Source organism: Alsobacter sp. P4_H11, from assembly GCF_056400925.1.
This window is the reverse complement of sequence record NZ_JBFUKI010000006.1, coordinates 1-20,130: the sequence shown is the minus strand read 5'-3', so window position 1 is coordinate 20,130 and position 20,130 is coordinate 1. Positions and strand designations below refer to the sequence as shown.

23 protein-coding genes are annotated in these 20,130 nt (G+C 60.9%); 13 read left to right on the top strand and 10 right to left on the bottom strand.

Annotated features, from left to right (window positions below; all coding sequences use genetic code 11):
* Positions 1–106: 106 nt before the first annotated feature.
* Both rocF and AC1DSZ_RS11575 read left to right on the top strand, forming a co-directional pair.
* Positions 107–1,060: an arginase gene (gene rocF, locus AC1DSZ_RS11580; RefSeq protein ID WP_476838521.1), complete on the top strand. Its 954-nt coding sequence runs from the start codon at positions 107–109 to the stop codon at positions 1,058–1,060.
* Positions 1,061–1,080: 20 nt separating this feature from the next.
* Positions 1,081–2,142: an ornithine cyclodeaminase gene (locus tag AC1DSZ_RS11575; RefSeq protein WP_476838520.1), complete on the top strand. Its 1,062-nt coding sequence runs from the start codon at positions 1,081–1,083 to the stop codon at positions 2,140–2,142.
* Positions 2,143–2,290: 148 nt separating this feature from the next.
* Here the strand turns inward: AC1DSZ_RS11575 and AC1DSZ_RS11570 are convergent, their stop codons facing one another.
* Positions 2,291–3,736 carry a DUF1254 domain-containing protein gene (locus AC1DSZ_RS11570; protein ID WP_476838519.1) on the bottom strand — a complete coding sequence of 482 codons (1,446 nt, stop codon included), beginning with the start codon at positions 3,734–3,736 and terminating at the stop codon, positions 2,291–2,293.
* A gap of 529 nt (positions 3,737–4,265) precedes the next feature.
* Between AC1DSZ_RS11570 and AC1DSZ_RS11565 the strand changes: the two genes are divergently transcribed.
* From AC1DSZ_RS11565 to AC1DSZ_RS11555, 3 genes are all read left to right on the top strand, one after another.
* Positions 4,266–5,153: a tyrosine-type recombinase/integrase gene (locus AC1DSZ_RS11565; protein WP_476838518.1), complete on the top strand. Its 888-nt coding sequence runs from the start codon at positions 4,266–4,268 to the stop codon at positions 5,151–5,153.
* Positions 5,051–6,571 (top strand): AAA family ATPase, encoded by a 1,521-nt coding sequence (locus AC1DSZ_RS11560; RefSeq protein ID WP_476838517.1) that lies wholly within the window; start codon positions 5,051–5,053, stop codon positions 6,569–6,571. The genes AC1DSZ_RS11565 and AC1DSZ_RS11560 overlap by 103 nt, the downstream gene beginning before the upstream one ends.
* Before the next feature lie 533 nt (positions 6,572–7,104).
* On the top strand, positions 7,105–7,662 hold the full coding sequence (locus AC1DSZ_RS11555) for a hypothetical protein (protein ID WP_476838516.1): 558 nt from the start codon (positions 7,105–7,107) through the stop codon (positions 7,660–7,662).
* A gap of 277 nt (positions 7,663–7,939) precedes the next feature.
* Here the strand turns inward: AC1DSZ_RS11555 and AC1DSZ_RS11550 are convergent, their stop codons facing one another.
* The gene (locus AC1DSZ_RS11550; RefSeq protein WP_476838515.1) at positions 7,940–8,305 is read right to left on the bottom strand and encodes a hypothetical protein; all 366 of its coding nucleotides are present in this window, start codon (positions 8,303–8,305) and stop codon (positions 7,940–7,942) included.
* A 332-nt stretch (positions 8,306–8,637) separates the two neighbouring features.
* On the opposite strand from AC1DSZ_RS11550, the gene AC1DSZ_RS11545 reads away from it, so the two are divergent.
* The 3 genes from AC1DSZ_RS11545 (at position 8,638) to AC1DSZ_RS11535 (ending at position 10,990) form a co-directional block, all read left to right on the top strand.
* Positions 8,638–9,090 carry a hypothetical protein gene (locus AC1DSZ_RS11545; protein ID WP_476838514.1) on the top strand — a complete coding sequence of 151 codons (453 nt, stop codon included), beginning with the start codon at positions 8,638–8,640 and terminating at the stop codon, positions 9,088–9,090.
* 722 nt (positions 9,091–9,812) lie between these two features.
* On the top strand, positions 9,813–9,992 hold the full coding sequence (locus AC1DSZ_RS11540; RefSeq protein ID WP_476838513.1) for a Flp family type IVb pilin: 180 nt from the start codon (positions 9,813–9,815) through the stop codon (positions 9,990–9,992).
* Between the two features lie 836 nt (positions 9,993–10,828).
* Positions 10,829–10,990, top strand: a complete 162-nt coding sequence (locus AC1DSZ_RS11535; RefSeq protein ID WP_476838512.1) for a hypothetical protein — start codon at positions 10,829–10,831, stop codon at positions 10,988–10,990.
* Positions 10,991–11,236: 246 nt separating this feature from the next.
* On the opposite strand, the gene AC1DSZ_RS11530 is transcribed toward AC1DSZ_RS11535, so the two are convergent.
* Positions 11,237–11,497 (bottom strand): hypothetical protein, encoded by a 261-nt coding sequence (locus AC1DSZ_RS11530; protein WP_476838511.1) that lies wholly within the window; start codon positions 11,495–11,497, stop codon positions 11,237–11,239.
* 335 nt (positions 11,498–11,832) lie between these two features.
* Here AC1DSZ_RS11530 and AC1DSZ_RS11525 point away from each other — a divergent pair, with 335 nt between their 5' ends.
* Positions 11,833–12,021, top strand: coding sequence for a hypothetical protein (locus tag AC1DSZ_RS11525; RefSeq protein WP_476838510.1), 189 nt, complete (start codon positions 11,833–11,835; stop codon positions 12,019–12,021).
* Positions 12,022–12,183: 162 nt separating this feature from the next.
* Here the strand turns inward: AC1DSZ_RS11525 and AC1DSZ_RS11520 are convergent, their stop codons facing one another.
* From AC1DSZ_RS11520 to AC1DSZ_RS11510, 3 genes are all read right to left on the bottom strand, one after another.
* Positions 12,184–13,527, bottom strand: a complete 1,344-nt coding sequence (locus tag AC1DSZ_RS11520) for a hypothetical protein (RefSeq protein ID WP_476838509.1) — start codon at positions 13,525–13,527, stop codon at positions 12,184–12,186.
* A gap of 560 nt (positions 13,528–14,087) precedes the next feature.
* Positions 14,088–15,014, bottom strand: coding sequence for an acyltransferase family protein (locus tag AC1DSZ_RS11515; RefSeq protein ID WP_476838508.1), 927 nt, complete (start codon positions 15,012–15,014; stop codon positions 14,088–14,090).
* A gap of 168 nt (positions 15,015–15,182) precedes the next feature.
* A complete protein-coding gene (locus tag AC1DSZ_RS11510) occupies positions 15,183–15,410 on the bottom strand; it encodes a Ku protein (RefSeq protein WP_476838507.1) in 228 nt (75 codons plus the stop codon).
* Positions 15,411–15,773: 363 nt separating this feature from the next.
* Here AC1DSZ_RS11510 and AC1DSZ_RS11505 point away from each other — a divergent pair, with 363 nt between their 5' ends.
* Positions 15,774–16,463: an acid phosphatase gene (locus AC1DSZ_RS11505; RefSeq protein ID WP_476838506.1), complete on the top strand. Its 690-nt coding sequence runs from the start codon at positions 15,774–15,776 to the stop codon at positions 16,461–16,463.
* A gap of 259 nt (positions 16,464–16,722) precedes the next feature.
* On the opposite strand, the gene AC1DSZ_RS11500 is transcribed toward AC1DSZ_RS11505, so the two are convergent.
* Genes AC1DSZ_RS11500 through AC1DSZ_RS11490 form a run of 3 tightly spaced genes read right to left on the bottom strand, consistent with a single transcriptional unit; the run spans position 16,723 to position 17,904 of the window.
* Positions 16,723–16,944, bottom strand: coding sequence for a hypothetical protein (locus AC1DSZ_RS11500; protein WP_476838505.1), 222 nt, complete (start codon positions 16,942–16,944; stop codon positions 16,723–16,725).
* A complete protein-coding gene (mscL, locus tag AC1DSZ_RS11495; protein WP_476838504.1) occupies positions 16,931–17,416 on the bottom strand; it encodes a large conductance mechanosensitive channel protein MscL in 486 nt (161 codons plus the stop codon). Before mscL ends, AC1DSZ_RS11500 begins: the two co-directional genes overlap by 14 nt.
* Positions 17,417–17,427: 11 nt before the next feature.
* Complete coding sequence (locus tag AC1DSZ_RS11490; RefSeq protein ID WP_476838503.1) at positions 17,428–17,904, bottom strand: hypothetical protein; 477 nt, start codon at positions 17,902–17,904, stop codon at positions 17,428–17,430.
* A gap of 77 nt (positions 17,905–17,981) precedes the next feature.
* Between AC1DSZ_RS11490 and AC1DSZ_RS11485 the strand changes: the two genes are divergently transcribed.
* The gene (locus AC1DSZ_RS11485; RefSeq protein WP_476838502.1) at positions 17,982–18,449 is read left to right on the top strand and encodes a MarR family winged helix-turn-helix transcriptional regulator; all 468 of its coding nucleotides are present in this window, start codon (positions 17,982–17,984) and stop codon (positions 18,447–18,449) included.
* 31 nt (positions 18,450–18,480) lie between these two features.
* Here AC1DSZ_RS11485 and AC1DSZ_RS11480 read toward each other — a convergent pair whose 3' ends face one another.
* The gene (locus AC1DSZ_RS11480) at positions 18,481–18,678 is read right to left on the bottom strand and encodes a hypothetical protein (protein WP_476838501.1); all 198 of its coding nucleotides are present in this window, start codon (positions 18,676–18,678) and stop codon (positions 18,481–18,483) included.
* Positions 18,679–18,934: 256 nt separating this feature from the next.
* Here AC1DSZ_RS11480 and AC1DSZ_RS11475 point away from each other — a divergent pair, with 256 nt between their 5' ends.
* Both AC1DSZ_RS11475 and AC1DSZ_RS11470 read left to right on the top strand, forming a co-directional pair.
* Complete coding sequence (locus AC1DSZ_RS11475; RefSeq protein WP_476838500.1) at positions 18,935–19,324, top strand: response regulator; 390 nt, start codon at positions 18,935–18,937, stop codon at positions 19,322–19,324.
* Between the two features lie 494 nt (positions 19,325–19,818).
* The coding region (locus AC1DSZ_RS11470; protein ID WP_476838499.1) for a hypothetical protein at positions 19,819–20,130 on the top strand (312 nt) is incomplete at its 3' end.

Genomic DNA, 20,130 nt, shown 5'->3' with positions numbered 1-20,130 from the left:
GAACTTGCGGGTGTGCATATTGGTAGATCAGGCTTCCCGTTCCGCCAATATGGTCTGTTCGATCCGCCGGCGCGTTCGGGTACATTGCGACGACGCGAGGATCCTGATGAACGCCATGCCGACGCCCACACTCCCCACACGCACCTGCCTGCTCATCGGCGCGCCCGTCCAGGTTGGGGCCGGCCGGCTGGGGTGCGACATGGGGCCGAGCGCGTTTCGCGCCGCGGGCCTCGGTCCGGCGCTGGAGGACCTCGGCTATCGCGTCGAGGACCGCGGCAATCTGGCGATCCCGTCCGCTCCCCGGCTGGAGCACGCCAACCCGGCCATCCGCCATCTCGGCGAGATCGCGGCCTGGACGAAGGTCCTCGCCGACGCCGCCTATGCGGCGAGCCGCGAGGGCATGCCGATTTTCCTGGGCGGCGACCACAGCCTCTCGGCGGGCACCATGACGGGCCTGAGCCGCCGCGCCGCCGAGGACGGGCGCGAGCTCTTCGTGCTCTGGCTCGATAGCCATCCCGACTTCCACACGCTGGACAGCACCCGCAGCGGCAACCTCCACGGCGTGCCGATGGCCTATGCGGTGGGGCGCCAGGGGTTCGAGGGCTTCCTTCCGCCGAATTCGGCGCCGCTGAAGCCCGAAAACGTCTGCATGATCGGCCTGCGCAGCGTCGACACGGCCGAGCGGCAGGCGCTGCGCGAAAGCAAGGTCACGGTGCACGACATGCGGGCCATCGACGAGAACGGCATCGCGACGCTGCTGGCGGCCTTTCTCGAGAAGGTGCGCGCCGCCAACGGCCTGCTGCATGTCAGCCTCGACGTCGACTTCCTGGATCCCGGGATCGCGCCCGGCGTCGGCACGACGGTGCCGGGCGGCGCGACGTTCCGCGAGGCGCATTTGGTGATGGAGATGCTGCACGACAGCGAGCTCGTCGCGAGCCTCGACCTCGTCGAGCTCAATCCCTTCGTGGACGAGCGCGGCCGGACGGCGCTGCTGCTGGTCGACCTCGTCGCCAGCCTTCTGGGCCGCACCGTGCTGGACCGCCCGACCAAGAGCTTCTGACGCCGAAAGCGAGGCCCCCCATGTTGGCGACGCACGATCTTCCCCGGCTCAAGACGAACGTGGTTCCGTTCGTGAGCGTGCACAACATGATGCGGCTGGTGAACGCGATCGGGGTCGAGCGCATGCTCGCCGAGCTCACCGACGCCATCGCGGCGGAGTTTCGGCGCTGGCCGCTGTTCGACAAGACCCCGCGCGTCGCCTCGCACAGCCTCGACGGCGTGATCGAGCTTATGCCGACCAGCGACGGCGCGACCTACGGGTTCAAATACGTCAACGGCCACCCCAAGAACGGCCGCGGCGGCCTGCAGACCGTCACGGCCTTCGGCATGCTGGCCGACGTCGCCACCGGCTATCCCATCCTGCTCACCGAGATGACCATCCTGACGGCGCTGCGCACGGCCGCCACCTCGGCCCTCGCGGCCCGGCACCTCGCGCCGGCGGGCGCCGACACGATGGCGATCATCGGCAACGGCGCGCAGTCGGAGTTCCAGGCGCTCGCCTTCCGGGCCGTGCTCGGGATCGAGCGGGTCAGGCTCTACGACATCGACCCCGCCGCCAGCGCCAAATGCGCCGCCAACCTGGCCCGGCACGGCATCACGGCGACGATCGTGAACAGCGTCGCGGCCGCCGTGGAGGGCGCGGGGATCATCACCACGGTGACGGCCGACAAGCAGAACGCCACCATCCTGACGGACAATCTCGTGGGCGCCGGCGTGCACATCAACGCGGTCGGGGGCGACTGCCCCGGCAAGACCGAGCTCCACGCCGACATCCTCCGCCGCTCCGACATCGTCGTCGAGTACCCGCCGCAGACCCGCATCGAGGGCGAGATCCAGCAATTGCCGCCGGACTACCCGGTCCGGGAGCTCTGGCGCATCGTCGCCGGCGAGGAACCCGGGCGGCGGGGCGCCGGCGACGTCACGCTGTTCGACAGCGTCGGCTTCGCGATCGAGGACTTCGCCGCCCTGCGCTACGTCCATGCGCGCCTGCGCGGAGGCGACTACCACGAGGAACTCGACCTGCTCGCCGACCCGGACGAGCCGCGCGACCTGCTCGGCATGCTCCACCGCGCCGAGGCCTGAAGGGCGCGACTTTCGATACTGGAGCGGTCAACTTCGCCCGGAGCGCCAACTCGGCATTTCCGGGGGCGTGAAGGCGCCGCCCGCCAGCCCGGCGCCAATCTCGGGCTGGCGGGTGCAAAGCCCTAGCGTGGATCGTGATCCCGGGCCCCTACTGCACCACGAGGGCCGGAACGGCCTGGACCCTGGTGATCGCGGGCGGGTTCCAGCGTCCCGTCAGCGCCTCCGACTTCGGCCCATAGATACGCATGGTCAGGTTGAACGCACCTTTAGGCGCGGGCAGCCAATTCGCCTGCCGGCCCGCCCCGGGACTGTCGTTCTGGATGTACAGATCGAGTGATCCGTCGGCGTTGTACTGGAAGGGCATCCAGCTCGACACCGCGAACCTGTTCAGCGCATTGGGGACCTGGAAGCCCTCGGAATCATACAGCGTGATCGACCAGAACGCGTTCGTGGGTGGTGTCGCGCCGTTGTCGAAATGGAGCACGTAGCGTTGCGTTCCCTCCAGCGGGCGGCCGTCCTGGTCGCCGAGATTCAAGGGGTAGATGGCGTCCTCCGGCAGATTGGCGCCGAGGCCGACCTGCGCGACGATGGCGCGCTTGAGATAGTAGTTTCCATAAACGCCCATCGTGTCCGTGTTCATGGACCATTGGTTGGCGACGCGGGCGAGCGTGGGAATCTTCCATTCCATCAGTTTTTGGGCTTCTTCGGCGACGCCCTGCAGGCCCTTGCGAATGGCGGGATCGAGGCGGTCGATGTCGAACGCCTTGCCGGGCTCGATCCCGATGCGCCTCATGCGCGCGACGATCGGCTGGTCGGTCGAATGGGGCGGATTGTCCATCATGAGCTGCGCCGCGTTGGCGAAGTACTTGCCGATCGGCATCGTATCCACCTGGATCTTGGGCGGGGTCTTCATGTCGACCGAAGGATCGATCTTGACCTCGGGCGCCTTGGGCGGCTTCCCCCACTCGGACAATGGTGTGACCGTGTAGCCGGCCTGGATCGCGTGAACGGCTCCGTAGTCGGCCGGCCCGTCCGTTTTGGTGCGGCCTATGATCCATACAAACGGCGTGGGGGCCTCGATCCGCTGCGTGGACGGCGGAAGCTTGAACTCCTCGGCGAAGCGATCGCGCAGGTCGGGCCGCCAGCCCTGCGGAGCGACAAGGAAGGTCCCCGCCCCCGTTCCGGTGGTTCGCCAACCCGGAGAGGCGAAAACGTCCGTCCACATGTCCAGCATCGGCAAAAGATAGTACCGGCCTTTCGTATCCGGCGCCGAGATGACCAAGGGCTCCTTTCTCAGGTCGAGCCAGGCGCTGGAATAGAGCGTGTCGAAGTTCGAGCGAACGACGCCCTTGAAATCTCCAGGCGGATATTCGGGCACGCTGACGAACATGTTCATCGGGCCTTTTCCGAATTCCTTGCCGGGCTCCACATTCGTGAACTGCTTCCGGGTGATCTCCATGGAGAGCAGCGGATAAAAATAGGTGTAGGCCTCCACCCCGATCGCGTGCGCCTCGGCCTCGGTCACCTGAGCGCTGGCGCCGGAGATCGAGCAGATCGAGAGAGCGGCAACCGCGATGGCGAGCGACTTGGACATGGGGCTTCTCCTTCGCTGAGTGGAGGGGCTCGCCGGTGACCGAGGTCACTCAGCGCGATGGGCTGATCAATCTCGGGCCAACGTCTGCCGCTCACGCACAACCGTTGCGAGCGGATCCGCGCCGAAGGAGCCCACACGTCCAATGATAGAAGTTGTGCCGAGTTGTGCTTTGCGCTGCATCAATCGGCATGCAAGCCGATTTCGCCTGGCGCTTTGCAATGTTGCCGGCGATGCGGAACCAGAGTGACCGCTCGTCCGGGCATGCGAAAGCGCTCCGGATGGGCGTCCGCAGCGCATCAAGAAGGCCTGTTTTTGCAGGACTTCGCCAGTTTCAGGAGATCGGGAAATTGGCGGAGAGGGGGTCCGCCAAAATTTAGGTCGCTCTCATTCGTCTCTGTTCTATGTCGGCTTGAAAACATTGATGAAAACTATCAAAAATCGGACCAGACGGGATTTCTAGGTTCGCCAGCGTCCGCTATTGTGCACCCTCAATCGGATCCCAGTTTGGGGACTGATTTGGGGATTGGCTATGGCGACAGGCATCAACAGGCTTTCGGCGAAGACGGTCGCGAGCGCAAAACCCGGCAAGTACTCCGACGGGGGCGGCCTCTATCTCGTCGTAGGCGAAACGGGTGCCGGCAAGTGGGTTCTCCGTCGCATGCAGGCCGGAAAGTCGCGCGAACTTGGCCTCGGTTCAGCCCGCGAGGTTCCGCTTGCCGAAGCTCGACGCAAGGCTGAGGCAGCACGTCAGGCGCTTGCTCGTGGAGAGGATCCGAAGCCGAAAGCGGCGGTGGTACCCAAAGCAGTCCCCACATTCGGCGCGGAAGCCGACGCGCTTATCGAGGCCATGGAATCCGGCTGGCGAAACGAGAAACATCGGGCGCAGTGGGCGGTGACCCTTGGCAAGGTGCCCTATACGGCGAGCAAGGTCCGTACAGACAGGAAAGCACATGCAGAGCACGTAAAAGCGCTTGCCGCGCTCCGCGCGAAACCAGTGGACACCGTCGATACGGCCGACGTTCTTGCCGTCCTGAAGCCCTTGTGGCTCGCCGCGCCGGAGACGGCGTCGCGATTGCGCGGGCGCATTGAGGTTGTGCTAGCCGCCGCCACCGTGAAGGGCCACCGCACGGGCGCGAACCCGGCGCAGTGGCGCAATCACCTCGACCGGCTCCTGCCGAAGCAGGGCAGGCTCTCGCGCGGCCACCATGGGGCCATGCCGTTCACCGAGGTAGCGGCGTTCACCACCGCTTTGCGGGCTGCCCCCTCCGTCTCGGCGCCGTTGCGCACCGTGAACGTGCCCGGCGGCTTGGCGAGTTGCGTGATGCTGAGCTTGCGCGGCGTCGCGCCGAGGGCGCCGCCAAAGCCGCCGAGGTGTGGGATCTCGCCGCCCCGGCGGAGGGCGGTCACCCGTACCTGACTCACAAGAACATTGGCGCGCACGGCATTCGACAGTTGGAAGGGGAACTCGTTGTTCCCCTCCGAAAAGGGGGTGTTCTCGCCACCCTTCAGTTTATCGGGCCGGACGGCTCCAAGCGGTTCCTGCGCGGTGGAGCGGTGGCCGGCGGCTATCACGCGCTCGGCAGGCCGGATGGCGTCGTCATTGTGGCCGAGGGCTACGCAACCGGGGCGAGTATTTATGCCGCCACTGGACACGGTGTGGCGATCGCGTTCAACGCCGGCAATCTAAAGCCGGTGTCGCTTGGGCTCCGCCGCGAGCTGCCTGACATCCGCATCATCGTTGCTGGCGATGACGACTACCAGACGCCAGGAAACCCCGGCTTGGCGGCGGCGCGGGATGCCGCCGCCGCTGTAGGGGGCATAGCCCTGTTCCCGCCCTTTAACAGGCCCGCCGGCGATGTCGGGACAGACTGGAACGACTACGCCACCGCGAAAGGGGGACAGGCTGTGGACGAGGCCTTTGAAGCCGCCTGTATCCAGAGCAAATACAAAGCCAACGGTCGGCCGGTCGTGCTCGATGCCCGGGACTTGCTGGAACGGGAATTCCCACCCCGCAAACTCCTGCTGTCGCCGTGGCTGCCTGAACGCGGGCTCGCGATGATCGTGGCCGCAAGAGGGATCGGGAAGACGTGGACAGCCCTCAACGTCGCTGTGGCGGTTGGGACCGGCGGCAGCTTCCTTGGCTGGTCGGCGCCTGCGGAACGGCGAGTACTCTACCTCGATGGTGAAATGCCGGCATCGGCTCTCCAGGAGCGGTTCATGACAATCCTGGCGGGCACCGAACGCATGATGCCAGCCGAGAACTTCAGACTGCTCGCCGCTGACTTGCAGGAGCGGGGTATCCCCTCGCTCGCTTCCGCCGAAGGCCAAGCGTTCCTTGACCACGAGGCGCGCTCCGCTGACCTGATCATTCTCGACAACATCGCCACGCTCTGCGGCACAAGCGACGAGAACGTGTCAGACAGTTGGAGACCGGTTCAGGAATGGGCGCTCCGGCAACGCGCCGCAGGCCGCAGTGTCTTGTTCGTTCATCATGCCGGCAAGAATGGTGGACAGCGGGGCACCTCGGCACGCGAAGACGTGCTCGACAGCGTCGTGAACCTGACGAGGCCCTTCGACTATGAGGCGTCGCAGGGAGCGCGGTTTGAGGTTCACTACGGCAAGTCACGCGGCTTCTTTGGCGCTGACGCTGAGCCGTTCGAGGTACGGTTCGACGGCACTACATGGGTGATGATGCCGGTCCAGCGCGGGGAGGACGGCGAGGCCCTTAAGGCGATGCAGAAAACCGGGATGTCGGTCAGGGAGATCGCCGAGCGGACGGGCCTATCAAAATCCAGCGTCTCTCGCAAGCTGAAAGGGGGCGGCGATGATGAGTGATCTCCGCCGCGCCGCCTTGGCTCGCATCCGAGCGCCTGGAACGACCGGAAAACAGGTGTCCCACTGGGACGTCCCTAAGGAGTGTCCCAGTGGGACACGTGTCGAAAGGCTTGGGACAAGCGGGACAGCTGGGACACTTGGGACAGATGGGACAGTGCACGGTTCCGCTCGCCTTGACGCGGCCGAGGTCGCCGAACGTGCTGCCGTCGTTGAGCGTGACGGCCACATTCCCACGGCCTATGCCGAGGCGTTCGCCTAACTGCAGCAAGCCTGTCCTGCCGGCGTTCCGCTGGCGCGTTGGCAACAGTTCATCAACGACGGCGGCGTGTTCCTCGACCGGTGGGCGGATCAGGCGGACGCATTGGGATGGCGCGCTGCAGACCTCTTCGGCCTGGACCCCGCAGCGCCGATGGCCCGCTATGACCGACAAGGCCTTGTGTGGGCTCTGAGGGGCGAACCAGTTGTCGCAATCACCACCGGGGCTGCTCGATTGGACAGTGGCCTAGCCTTCTACAAAGATGGGGAAACAAGCCATGAAGGGCAAGGACATTGCAGCCCGTAGCAATGGCGTGATCGAACCAGCCCGTGAGAAGCTGAAGACCTACCCGCGCGTCCGATTGGACCAAAGCACGGGTGGGGTCGCCAAAATCGAGGCGCATAGCCGTTCCGAGATGAGGGAGCTGTTTGGCGTCACGAGTGACGATGTCGTCGATGGACTGCTGCGCCAGGTCATCAACATCAAGTCAGCCAAAGAGCTTAGCGAGCACGACGCTAACTTTGCTCTTGGGGTCATGCGCGGCATTGCCCCAACGGACACAGTCGAGGCGCTTTTAGCGGCTCAGATGGTCGCGATCCACGTTGCCACAATGGCGGAGGCCGAACGACTGAGCCGCGCTGAACTAGTCGTGCATCACGACCTGCACTTAGCTGCCCTCACCAAGCTCGCCCGCACGTTCACGGCCCAAGTCGAGGCTCTGAAGCGGTATCGCTCCAAGGGAGAGCAACGAGTCTTTGTGGAGCGTGTAAACGTCGAGGCAGGCGCCCAGGCGGTGGTGGGTGACGTGACCACCGGGGGGCGGGGACGATCATGAAAGAAGCCGACAACCCCTTAGATCCTCTCGACCAAACTTTCAGCTCGGCTCCTCGATGCTCCGCCACGAGCAAGAGAACGGGTCTGCGCTGCAATGCTCCGCCCATGATGGGCTGGCGAGTCAGCTACCACCATGGCGCGGGCAGGGCGCACCTTGCGGGCCACGGCACGGCATGCATCGCCATGGCCGGAAAACCAAAGAGGCCATCGCACTTCGACGCATCTTGTCTACGCTTACCAGGGCAGCCCGGAGAGAAGTTCTATGCGTTCTGAATAGTTTATTTGATATTGATATTCACGGTCCAAATGCGCTCTTGTCCTAAGCTGGTTATGTATTCAAAAACCACCTTATCCTCTCCAGAAGCGTCCTTAGCAGCGGTATAATGGATAATCTTCGTCTGAATCGTTTTTCCATTGCACCTGCTGAAGGTGTTTTCCTTTGGGTACCAAACCGCAACTGAGCTTAGTGCTGTATCGGTCTTCCCCTTTTCAGCTGGTTGTGTGATTCGTATTTCACCCCACTCAACCAATGTGCAATCCGAGTTGAGCTGGTAAGGAGCTGCGAGCACGATACGTCGGCCCTTCACTGCCACCTTGTCCACGGTCACCGTGTCGGCGGCTGCACCCGTGACGAAGTGAACCATCGAGAGAACTCCAACTAGCAGCGTGCGCACTTTTATAGCTCCTTAATGCCCTAGTCTGACCCTTAGGCGTCTTTAGTTGACCTGATAGCGCCCGAGCTGGAGTGTGCGCGGGCATGACTATGGAGTTCGAAGCACTACTGAACGTAGATCCGGACTTGCGTTCGGCTACCGCCTGAAGACTGGATCCAAACCTGGTCGAATCCCTTGTAGCCGGGAGCAGACGTGTAGAGCACGCCAACGTGGGGTACGTCCTGCTTGTAGCACTTCGAAGCCTTGTACTTCTGGGTCGTCACCGTTCCGTGTTGTGCGCCTACTGGCCAAACGTCGAAATCATGAAAATCGCACGAAAATACACTCCATATCCGGACTGTTCTTCCTGCCATGACGTTCTTTGTTGTGGTTTCTGCGCTCACGGCGAAATTCAACATCACTGTAGCGCCGATGCTCAAAGCGACAACTCGTCTCATGAATTCCCCCTGTTTTTCAGAGGTCACCACCGAAAGCTGCAACGGTCAAGCTACCGCTTAAGGCGAATGCTAGCCGTCGCGCCGGGAGGGGGGCTGGAAATCAACGGCCGCCAGTTCACGGCGCGACTGTTGCATCCGGGGAAGCAGTTTCGCAGCACGAAAATTGCCTTCCTGCATTTAACGCCGAATGCGATCCCATGGTATACCGCCCGACGATTTCGCTCCAAAGGTGAGCAACGCGTCTACGTGCAACGTGTGATCGTTGAGTTTGGCGCTCAGGCGGTGGTGGGTGACGTGACCACCGGGGGGCAAGGGTAATTATGAAAGAAGCCGATAACCCCTTAGATCCTCTCGACCAAGCTTTCAGCTCGGCTCTTCGATGCTCCGCCACGAGTAAGAGAACGGGTCTTCGCTGCAATGCTCCGCCCATGATGGGCTGGCGCGTTTGCTACCACCACGGCGCCGGCGGAGGAGCGCCTTGTGGACCGCGCCACGGCATGTACCGCCATGGCAGGAAAACCAAGGAGGCCATCGCCCTTCGCCGCATGGTGTCCGACCTCACTAGGGCGGCCCGGACTGCCATTAAGTCTCCGAACAATGAGGGTGGCGAGTAAACGTTTGTGAGCCGTTGGTTCAAGATCTTGAACCGTGTTGCCGAAGCGGTTGCATGGTATTGCTGGCTGTCTCGGGGAGCGCGGACGGCACGTTCTGTCGTGCTCGGTTGCAGCAACCAAACCTAAGCGAACGATTTATATCTTTAGCTCAGGGTAAGCGTTCCTGCTAATTCGTTGAGCCAATCAGTGAATTCTGAATATCATGAACTCTCGATGAAATTAACGTATGTCACCCGTCGGTAACCATGGCACCTACAACAGCGATCTATTCAACCCTGATGGTTGACAATAGGCATGTTTAATAATTTATTAAGCGTCGGGGGGAAGTTTTAGTTCAGAGTAAGCGCGACCGTCGCGGCTCTAGACTAGTGCTGGTTCCCGTGAACGCGCTTGGCTGTTCGGGCGCTTTTTGAAGGGACAAACGAAATGATCAAATCTATCGTTAGCCGTCTGCGTCATGACGATGACGGCGCATCCTTGGTTGAGTATGCAGTTTTGCTTGGCCTCCTGCTCGCTGTTACAGCGGCAACACTGACCGGCATCGGTGGCGATGTGAATACGATCTTCACGAAGGTCAAGACTTACACTGGTTCGGTTGCCGGCTGACGCTCGCTTTAAGAAAGGACCCGCTCTGGATTCTACCTCAGTTAGCGCGGCCGCTCGTAGCCTGCGACTTGGCCCCTTCCGCCACGGTGGAAGGGGCCCATCTACCTGCCGGGGCTCCTTGTCCGCTCGCCTTTTTATGATCAGCCCAGAATCACCTTCGCCAGAAAATCGCCGGCCGCTGCAATTCTGGATTCCGATACTGAGGCCTTATTGGAGCTAGCAACCTTTACATCCGGATTTCAGGTGCGTTTGCTCTGACCGGCGGAATGGACCGGAGCCGGCGGGCGGATGCACCCTGCCGGTGCTCCCTGTCCGCAGTAGACCGGGCATTCGGGGCGCTGTCGGGGCGCGGCGGCTACAAGCCGCTAGCGAGAATTGAGCAACCTAGCCAGGCGCAAACGATCGAACAGATCATGATTGCGGCACCCTCCAGCAGATGACCGCAGTTCCCGGTTTTTTGGTAGCGGGCATGGGAGCCACACGCCACAAGCCCGAACGCGATTGAAAGGACGAGCACGAATGCCGCAAGCCCAATCCTGGTGAGTTCGGCAATCACGTGACGGGTGTGCTCTAAATCGGGAGGTCAGCGTAGAGATCAGAACGCGACCAACGCCCTGGCTGCTCCCCCAAGTTCCCGACGTCTCGTCAGCCCGTCCGGCTGTTCGCAAACGAGCTTATGTCATCGTGGCCCTGCAGTCGACGTAGTAGACGCACGTGATCAGCGCGAAGCCTACGGTGTCGCACCCGGTACTAGACCTTCATCGTGTGCCGTCCGACACATCAGCAGGGTTGGTGTAAGCGCAGTGTAGCTAGAGGACCTTCTTGGGAGAGTTGCCATGGCTACCGCCAGCGTGTTCTCGCCATCCACTCAGACCGTTGTGGCCCAGCCTGCCGCATCCGGGATGTATCCAGTGCTGCTGTTCGTGACCTTAGGTCTTGCAGCGAGCGTCGCTCTGCTGCTGAGCGGATGGCTCACCGTACCTTTGGAAAGCTGGTGAGCGCCGGACTGGAGCAGATGCGAGCGCAGATCGCCAGCCGTGCTGGCCTAAGCTGGTATCGATCGTCCCCTGCCCAACGAGACACTACCGCCGGCGGGCTGCCACAGTGGGCCGTGAACATGCTCCTGAGCCTGGGTCGTGCTTTCTCCATGGCTGCCTGGCTGGGCTTCCTCGCTTGGTCGTGCTGGAGGGTGCTGCTGGCGTGACGGCCGCGATCAATCAGGAGCGACGCGACGGTATTGGCGCTCAGGTTTGAAGAAGCTGGATCCCCGCCGCAATCCGCCGCGCCTCGTCCCCCGTGAGATCGCCTGCCCTCGGGTCTTTGTGATAAACCCACGCGAGTGCATAACCCGGCGAGTTGACCCGGAACATGCCATCGCTGTCATGCACGGTCCATGGCCCGGCCGGGATTTCGCCTAGCTCGGCCCCCTCGCCTTTCAGCACGGCAGGCAGCTTGGCGATAGTGTTGGCGACCCGCTCGGCCGTTGCGGTGTCCATCTGGCCCATGACGGAGCTGCGGCCTTCGAAATTGGCATAGCACTAAATCAGCCGGCAGCCTGTCGCGTCGGACACGAGAAAGCCGCCGGGGATGCGGGAGGCGGACCAGGGTGATGGGGACCGGCGCTGCACGAGCGGAAAATCAGAAAAATGTCGCGGCGACCTTGAAGACGCCGAGGACTATAAGCATGGCGATAAGCGCTGAAGCCAAGATCGTATCCATGGCCTGAGGCTAACGACAAACCCACCGTAGCAGCAAGGCCAAGCTTTATGCAGCCCTTATGCCTACGAGATGCTGGCGAAGCCATTCACAAACCGGGGCTGTCCTGTTGCGGCGCACCGGCATGTCGATACAGGTCCGGCCCGTGCTCGTCATGGGCGTCAACGAACGCGATGCCGTCGACCGGAGAGGCCAGCAGGTGCGCCAGCTCGGCGCGGCGCTCGACGAGCGGCGATCCTGGCCATCGAGTTCCAGAAGATCGAAGATCATCAGCACGGCCCGGCCAGCGCCATCGCGGGACCGGAGGGCGTGAAAGTCGTCGCGTCCATCCGGAAGCTACGGACTCGGAATCGAGCACGCAGGAGCCGCAGGGGAGACTCAGGAGCCTTGCGGCGATCCGTGAAAGCTGATCGGTCCAGACGAGCCCGTTGCGGCTGTATTGGCGCGCGCCCTGCCCTGTCCGATGGCCCTGCGGCTAATACAGGGCGGGTTCGAACAATGGGTCGATTGGCGAATTGGCACGCAGAATCACGTCAATTGCCCAGGAGGCGAGCGGGATCGGCAGCACTGCGAAAGAGGCCCGGCACAAGGTCGCCAGCGGCTTCGACGACGCGAGAATGGATGTAGTCCCGATCAAGACCACCGCGAATATCGTCCAATATGCATATCTGAAATCATCGGCGATCCCGGCGACAAGGTAGGTCAGAACGTAGACAAAACCCGACAACGTTATAATCGCCATGGCCACGTGATCGCGCTTCCCTGATCGGAACAGGTGAGTCGACAAGCAGCCACAAACCAGCCACCAGAAATAAGGCCGAGCTAATGGTGTCGACCGCAGCCTGCTGACCGTCTTTTCTAGCGCAGTGAAAAATCGGTTGTGGAAGTATATGAAACCAAAGTCATTCTGGTCTGAATGATCGACCCATAGATAAGGATCACAGCGGTTACATCCGAAACGCAAAACCTCTGCGAAAAACCAGAGCCGGTGCGTAGCATAAGCGGCCGGGTGCTCAGCGATGGCGGTCAGCCAGACACTGACCAACTGGTCCTCCTTTCCGAGCGTCCGCTCGACGAAAGCGTCGTGAATTGGCAGACATTCGCGATAGGCAAAGTATTCCCATGATCTTGGCGAATAGCATTTCGCGACGTCATCGGGACTGTTGAGACCCGGCGTCACAAGGTTTGCCTTCAACTGCGCCCCAATACCAGCCAAATCAAAAATAACTTGCTGGACCAGCGGCTTCGTTGACTCAGCATGAGTGATCTTATTAGCAAGGATTGGCGTGCAGACGAGCAAGACAGTCGTGATTAGCCAAGATATCAGACGCTTGCTCCATGTATCATGGAATAGGTAAGCGCCGGCAAACGCGAGAGTCGCGGCAGCCGGAGCCGCGTTGTATCGCATTGCCGCTCCGAAGATCAGAACACCCTGCAAACACAGCAGCGCGATAAGTGTCCATGCACGCCAACGTGCGGATACGTCTGCAGCAACCAACATTAAAAAGGCGGCATAGACTCCCCAGCACACGGCCAGAAGCGTGTCTTTCCAGATGACACCGCTAAAATTGAGCAGCAAGGGACAGAGACCGCCTGCAAAGACGCCCAGAGAACGCCAACGTCCCGCCATGCGCCAAGCGTAAAGACTGGCGAGACCAAAGCTCAACCAGTACGCGATCTGGATGAAGGCTAAAAGACTTTGGGGACCCGCAGCGATGAGATTTAGCGCCTGCCACAGCAGTGACATGAGCGGCGGATGGCGATCCGTGAACTGCCCGGAAAGAGCCTGTTCGTATTGCCGGATCGAATCATATGTCATCAGCCCCGGATAGAAGGTTGCAAACGAGAATATTGTCAGACAGGAATAGATTGTGATTAGCACAGCGTAAAACGATTTTGTTACTGCCTTGCTTCTGATCTCGCAGCTGTACATCGGATCACCACGAAATTCAGGTGCATATCGACGGGTAAGACCCCGACACGATGGCACGCCGCCCTGCATTCATAAAGTGGTACAACATTGCGCACCCGTAGCGATACAGGTCCGACTCGTGCTCGTCGTGGGCGTCTACAAGCGCGAAGCGGTCGATCGGCGTCGCTTAAACACGAACCCCTCTAGGGGCGGTTTCGTGAGACCGCAGGGCGTTCAAGTCCTCGGTGCCGCTCTCCCGCTGTCTGACGACCACGCCATCGAGCACTCACGAACTGTCAGTCAGCAGCCGCAGAGTTGCAGCAATCACCGGCAGCCCGTCTGTCCACGCGACGGCTTGCCGGCTCCAGATCCGGACCTCGCCTCCGTATTTGCGGTAGATAATTCGATAGCCGCCATGCTTGATCTCGTGGGTCCAGTGCGGAGTCTGTTATGTTCAGTTGCCCCTCCTACGTTCGGCCGATAGCGTAAACTGAAAAACGAGGGAAAACTGAACGTATAATTAGGATAACGATCAGAGTTACTATGAATGCTAACACTGCATTAACGTAACTTGGCATTCCTGCGGACGACCTAAGAACGCCCAATACCAACGGGTGATAGAGATATACACCGAACATTGCGCTCGATACATATGAGATATCGTCGTTTTTCCACCATAGTCCGCCGACTAATCCTAGACCTAGTGCAGCCAAGCCAGACGCGTAACTCACCCCAACACCTTCGAATTCGAATGCATCGCTCCAAATCAGTGAAAATAATCCGATCACCAAGCAAATTCGTTCGAACCAGCCGTGGAAAGCCAACCCAATAAGATTTCCGATAGCTGCCATGGGAAGAACATGAACATACTGCGCCCAAGGAGGACCTAATACTATACTTCGTGCGCGCCACAAATCAATTGTGCTAAATAGCACGACACAAATTGTGAGTGATAATACAGCGAGAACTTCTAAACTTAGAATTTTTTTTGCATACCCAATAATCATGGCATACATTAACGCGAAAACGGGATACCATAGATGTTTAGATGGTCCAACAAGTATGGCAGATACGAAATTTGCCGCATCTACATCTGGCTGTTTCCCGCGAAGGTGAAGAACAACACTGTATACGGCTGCCGCTATCAACCAAGGCATGATCAAGCGACGGATCAAAACGTTAGGGTCAATGCTCCTCTTCAGATTTGGGCCGCAAGATAAGGTTCCCGTCAGCATGACGAATGCGATCAGGCCACCGTATGCAATATCCCACCTAGGAGCTCCCGCGTGGTACCAAACTATTGCGGCAGCCGACGCAACTCTAAGTGTTTCAAGTGAAGGGTTGCGCACCAGGGTTTCGCCACTTTCGGATTGATTGTGGCGTCTTTGCTGCATCACAAGGGCACGGCTTTCTAGTCCCCAATTTGTCTCCGAACAGCAGTTAGGTGAGTGAGGACTCGGGTTCAAAGGGTATAGCTTTGCTTACCCTACCTATTGAACTACTCCTTAGGCGATCGCGGCTGGCTGCAGGTAGAACGCCGCGGTCGTCTGCTGACGGGCGCCTTACAGGCCTGCCGAAGTAGCCTTTGTAATCACCTTCATCCTTACCTTAGTCAGCTGGTCGCCCGTATCCGGGTCGACGTAGATGCGCTTCACCTTGTTGCCGGTCTGCCGGTTCAGGGTGTTGAACGCGACGCGGGAGGAGGAGCTAGAGGCCGGATAGAGCGCCACAGCGCAAGACGCCAGGGAGGAGAGCTTGAGATAGCCCTTCCGATCCRCCCGAGGAGCCATTCTGGCCCTCCCAAACTCGATACGCCGCAACTGGCGGACTCAACCTTGGCCTGGACGCTTCGTTCCGTTGAAGCTGATCGGCGAACGACGCATGCTCGCCCCACGGTTGCGTTGACGTCTTTGGGGATTGCATTGGGGATCAGAGCCTTTCATCCCAAATTTTGTGCGTCATTTCAGAGCTAATTGGCGGAGTACATCTCCGCCCTCGAACATCTCGGGATCGGATGGAAGCAAAAAGCAGCGCAATCTCGTTGCGTGAAAGCAGCGGGAGCGCGCCAAGGCAGCCGCCTCCCTCGGTCTTGAGCTGTCACAAAGCTGATACATACGCCGTATTTGGTCCCCTCGACTAGGAGACCTCACCCCATGCTCGCGCGCACCGCCTTAGCTCTCATGCTGCTCATCACTCCGGCGGTTGCCGGCGACGCGCCTTATGTGACGGCCAACGACATTGATCTTCGGGTGTTTCTTCCTCGTCCTGTTGCAAACGACAGCGAAGCTGCAAAGGCGCAACTGGCCGAGGTTCTCGCAGTTCAGAAAGCGGCTTCTCCCGAGCGCGTTGCGCTGGCGAGCGCAGATGGCGAGGAAACCGTCTTCGACATGTACACCCGCACCTTCGGTCCGGCATTCAAGGCTGACGCGCTGCCCAAGGTTGCCCACATGTTCGCGCGGATAGGCGAAAGCGAAGATGCGTCTATCGATCCGGCCAAGCCATTCTTCGGGCGGATCCGGCCCTATCTGGCTGATCCCGCGATCAAGCCTCTCGCCAAAGCAAGCAAGAGCGGATCGTACCCGTCCGGCCACACAACCCGCGTAACAGCTGTTGCAGCCATCCTCACGATGATGCTCCCGGAGAAGCAGGACGAGATCTGGCGTAGGGCAGAAGAGTACGCCGAGAGCCGCGTTGTAGCCGGCCTGCACTACAGAGCGGACCTTGCAGCCGGTTTCCGGGCAGGGTCCGCACTTAGCGCCGCGATCATGTCTAGCTCGGAGTTCAAGGCCGACTATCCGGAAGCCCGCGCCGAGATACGGGGCGCGCTTGGCCTCAGCCGATGAGCAGCGAGCGGTGGCTGTCGCTTGCGTCACAAAGACGACACGTCCAGGGCGCGATATAGGCTGCCTGCGCAGGCGGACCCCTAACCTACACTTAAGCCCCACCGATGGGGCTCATCTTTTAGCGGGCCGCACGCGCCAACGCAGGTGCATCAAGAACGAACCGGTTCCGTCGCACCACGAGCATCGACCGCGGCCTGCGACTTGGCCCCTTCCGCCAAGGTGGAAGGGGCCCATCTCACTCCTCGCGCGGTGAGGACCCCTAAACTGCTGAGCTGCGGAGCACCGGTAAATCGTGCGAGCCCCGGCGCAGGAAGTAAGATCCAACTGCAGCGTCCATGAAGACGCTACGGTCTAGATCAGGGCGGCTGATCAGGACGAGGGCTGTTACCTCGGTCATATCTTCCGGGCTGAGGTAGCCGTACTCATGAACGAATCCGGTCGCGATAATCGTTACGCGATCTTGATCTTCAAGATTGTCCATGAGGCCCACCGGCCCAACGCCCGTGCTGGCCAGAGGTCAGCGCCTGAGTCAGGGCGGTCATCTGATCACGGATCTCAGCCAAGAGCTTGAGGTCGGCGGGGATCTCTGGCGACTTCGGCACGTCGACCTTGGCGTCTTCCTGACGCTTCAGCTTGTTCATGGCTCGGACGATGCTGAACAGCACGGCGGCCACAATGGCGAAGTTAACCGCTACGGTCAGGAACTGCCCGTATCCCAGCACCGCGCCCTGCTTCTTGGCTTCGGCATACGCCAGCCCGGGCTGCACCTTCGCGGAAAGGGGCAGGTAGTAGCTGGAGAAGTCGAGCCCGCCAGTGATCGCCCCTATGATCGGCATGATGATGTCGGCGACCAGCGAGGTGACGATCGCGCCGAAGGCGGCGCCGATAACGACCGCAACCGCCAGATCCACGACGTTGCCGCGAAGCGCAAACTTCTTGAAATCGTCGAGCATCGAACTGCTCCTTAGTTCAGCGCAACCGAGCGCGACGGCGCTTCACGGCACGGCTTTATGACGCCGTCAAACGAGCGGTAGGTCTGGGTGGCGGCGCTGTATGACTTGTAGCCGGTGCACCCAGCAGCCCCCGCCACGGCGCCCAGCTTGCGAGCAGGCGCGGTTTTGTCGGGCGAGATTACCGGAACCACGGAGATCGGCGTCGGGGCTGACGATGTGGTCTGCACCGGTGACGCAGTGACCTGGGGTGGAAGAAGCGTTGCGGGGGCAACCTGGTCGGGGCTACGGCCCGACGTCGGCTGGACCAGCACGTCACGCGGAACCGAGCGGACCGGCGATAGGGTAGCCCCGCCCGATGGGATGGCGTCGAGGCTGGCGACCTTGCGCTCGGGGGCTGCTGCCCTGGGCGTCTTGGCGTCGAGCAGTTGGATGCCACCCACAACCATGGCGGCCAGAATAGCGGGGGTCAGGAGAAGGCGAGCAAGCATGACGGGTCCTCTGCGGCGCGGGAACACTTAGCGCGCAATTATATTGCACGCAACCGAAAAGGAGCTAGAGTGCCCCGATGTCCCATGCTCACGACAACCAAAGCACCCCGGAGCTGCTGCTGGAAAACCAGCTGTGCTTCGCGGTCTACTCAGCCGCGCACGCCTTTACGGCGGCCTACAAACCCCTTCTGGACCGGATCGGCGTCACCTATCCGCAGTACCTGGTTCTGCTCGTACTTTGGGAAGCGGATGGCTCCAGTGTTGGAGAAATTGGGGGCAAGCTGAACCTCGATTCCGGCACGCTAACCCCGCTTCTGAAGCGACTTGAGGCTCAGGGCTTCGTCAGCCGCAACCGGGACAAAAATGACGAACGGGTCGTTCGCGTTCACCTCACCGCAAGGGGCCGGGACGCTCGTATCCACGCTGTGACAGCCCGGCGAGCCATTGTCTGTTCGCTGGAAAAAACGGAGCCTGAAATCCAAAAATTAAAAGCGCTCGTGACAGAGTTGGAGGATCGGCTTCGGTCTCATTCGACAGCTCGATGACTGCGGCCTGACCTACTTAAGCGGCCGGCGTTCAGCTTCTCGGCTTTATGCAGTCTGCAAGGCGCAACAATTCGTAGGCGACACGCCGAGCTGTGTCGGGCTCCAGGAACACCACGGCTGTTGCCTCCTCAGACGCAGACGTGGCGGCCAGAACGATCGTCTCGCCGGCATGGACCATCGTGGTGGTCACGGTGACGAGGTCGCCGTAGTCATCCAGGTATTCCGCCACATGCCCTCGCATACGAAACAGCCGCCGACACCCCCCAGTGTCGACGGCCGTTCGGAACGCCAGTTGGTTGCCTCACCGGCGCGTCTTCGCCCAGACCTTTGACGTGGATCATAAGGCAACAACGAGCAACGCGAAGTCGGGCGAACCCTATCCGGGATGTTACTTGCTCCTTTCGGGATAGGCGCTCGATCAACGACGCGCGCTAACCGGCCCTTCACAGCCCTCGTGCGAGTGCGGAGTGACGCAGGGGTAGCTGATGTTTTCTGGTTCGGTGCTGATCGTTGACGATAGCCGCGCGGTGCAACTCGTCGTGTCCAACTACCTGCGCGAGGCTGGCGTGGTAAATGTTCAAACCGCGGCAAGCGTCGAGGCCGCGACCAGGATCATCCTCACCGCCAAGCCGTCGATCTCGCTTGCGATCGTGGATGTGAGTCTCGCCACCGAGCTTTCGGGCTTAGCGCTGTTAGCCAGCATCCGCGCAACCGAGAAGGTCCAGAAACTCCCCGTCGTCATCATGACCGGCAGGCACACGTCCGAAACCGCTTCTCGTTCAAAAGACCTGGACGCGGATGGTTATCTTTTGAAGCCATTTGGACCGGAGGCAATCGCACGGGTAGTCGCAGCCCACTTGCCGAGATGTCTGTGACAACTGGGAATGCTGGAGAGCACCGAAGAGCGAGCCCGTGGCTGCTCGTGACGGCCGGCAGTTCGGCCGACCACGCATCGAATGTTTCGCGCAAGAGGCCCGCAGCGTCTGGCGTTACGAGTCTCCGCTAGCCGATCGTTAACCGTCGTTTGGCAGCATAGCCAAGCAGGCATCCCCTCCAGTGTCTGCCTGTTGCGTACAGCCAGCCCGTCAGAGCACCAACCTCCGGCGGGCTCATTGCGTTCTGCGGCCAGAGCTTTGCCGGAGGTCGCCGCCGTTGCCGGCCTGCTACAGCCGCTCCGCTGTGCTTGTGAGATAGGGGCTTACCTCCGCCTATATGCCCCTTCCAGGAGGCATCTTCAGGCCCCGCCAGCCACGGGGCCTTTTCGTTGTCAGCGTTTTGTGGTCGGGACCGCCAGCGCTTTGTATGTGGGTTTAACTCGGCATTAACCACGAAGGGCAACAGTTCATTAGCTTTCGAACGGGTGGCCGTAATGCGCAGAGATCCGCTGAACTTAGATACCCTTCTCACACACCCCGATCTGGCGGAGCAGGGTGAACATGCCTTCAGCGAATTCGCGAGCATCCTGGCCTTGGCAGAACGCTCTCGGCAGAGCGGCTTTGGAAATGAAACACACCGCAACCAGAGGCTTGGCGATAAAGGCACTCACCAGCGCGACTTAGACCGCGCACTGAGCTTGGTTGGACAAGCGTCGACTCTGCTGGAGCGGTCCGACCGACGGATTCGAACCATCGAGAGCAATGCCGCAGCGGAGATTGCTGCTCTCACCGAGGAGTTAACGCGC

What these genes read in the sequence shown, in the direction of transcription:
- AC1DSZ_RS11505 (WP_476838506.1), top strand. Translation starts at nt 15,774, where the DNA reads ATGCTCGCGCGCACCGCCTTAGCTCTCATGCTGCTCATCACTCCGGCG.
- AC1DSZ_RS11490 (WP_476838503.1), bottom strand. Translation starts at nt 17,904, where the DNA reads ATGCTTGCTCGCCTTCTCCTGACCCCCGCTATTCTGGCCGCCATGGTT.
- AC1DSZ_RS11550 (WP_476838515.1), bottom strand. Translation starts at nt 8,305, where the DNA reads ATGGTTCACTTCGTCACGGGTGCAGCCGCCGACACGGTGACCGTGGAC.
- mscL (WP_476838504.1), bottom strand. Translation starts at nt 17,416, where the DNA reads ATGCTCGACGATTTCAAGAAGTTTGCGCTTCGCGGCAACGTCGTGGAT.
- AC1DSZ_RS11475 (WP_476838500.1), top strand. Translation starts at nt 18,935, where the DNA reads ATGTTTTCTGGTTCGGTGCTGATCGTTGACGATAGCCGCGCGGTGCAA.
- AC1DSZ_RS11515 (WP_476838508.1), bottom strand. Translation starts at nt 15,014, where the DNA reads ATGCAGCAAAGACGCCACAATCAATCCGAAAGTGGCGAAACCCTGGTG.
- AC1DSZ_RS11540 (WP_476838513.1), top strand. Translation starts at nt 9,813, where the DNA reads ATGATCAAATCTATCGTTAGCCGTCTGCGTCATGACGATGACGGCGCA.
- AC1DSZ_RS11565 (WP_476838518.1), top strand. Translation starts at nt 4,266, where the DNA reads ATGGCGACAGGCATCAACAGGCTTTCGGCGAAGACGGTCGCGAGCGCA.
- AC1DSZ_RS11570 (WP_476838519.1), bottom strand. Translation starts at nt 3,736, where the DNA reads ATGTCCAAGTCGCTCGCCATCGCGGTTGCCGCTCTCTCGATCTGCTCG.
- AC1DSZ_RS11545 (WP_476838514.1), top strand. Translation starts at nt 8,638, where the DNA reads ATGAAAATCGCACGAAAATACACTCCATATCCGGACTGTTCTTCCTGC.
- AC1DSZ_RS11520 (WP_476838509.1), bottom strand. Translation starts at nt 13,527, where the DNA reads ATGACATATGATTCGATCCGGCAATACGAACAGGCTCTTTCCGGGCAG.
- AC1DSZ_RS11555 (WP_476838516.1), top strand. Translation starts at nt 7,105, where the DNA reads ATGAAGGGCAAGGACATTGCAGCCCGTAGCAATGGCGTGATCGAACCA.
- AC1DSZ_RS11575 (WP_476838520.1), top strand. Translation starts at nt 1,081, where the DNA reads ATGTTGGCGACGCACGATCTTCCCCGGCTCAAGACGAACGTGGTTCCG.
- AC1DSZ_RS11500 (WP_476838505.1), bottom strand. Translation starts at nt 16,944, where the DNA reads ATGGACAATCTTGAAGATCAAGATCGCGTAACGATTATCGCGACCGGA.
- AC1DSZ_RS11485 (WP_476838502.1), top strand. Translation starts at nt 17,982, where the DNA reads ATGTCCCATGCTCACGACAACCAAAGCACCCCGGAGCTGCTGCTGGAA.
- AC1DSZ_RS11535 (WP_476838512.1), top strand. Translation starts at nt 10,829, where the DNA reads ATGGCTACCGCCAGCGTGTTCTCGCCATCCACTCAGACCGTTGTGGCC.
- AC1DSZ_RS11525 (WP_476838510.1), top strand. Translation starts at nt 11,833, where the DNA reads ATGTCGATACAGGTCCGGCCCGTGCTCGTCATGGGCGTCAACGAACGC.
- rocF (WP_476838521.1), top strand. Translation starts at nt 107, where the DNA reads ATGAACGCCATGCCGACGCCCACACTCCCCACACGCACCTGCCTGCTC.
- AC1DSZ_RS11530 (WP_476838511.1), bottom strand. Translation starts at nt 11,497, where the DNA reads ATGGGCCAGATGGACACCGCAACGGCCGAGCGGGTCGCCAACACTATC.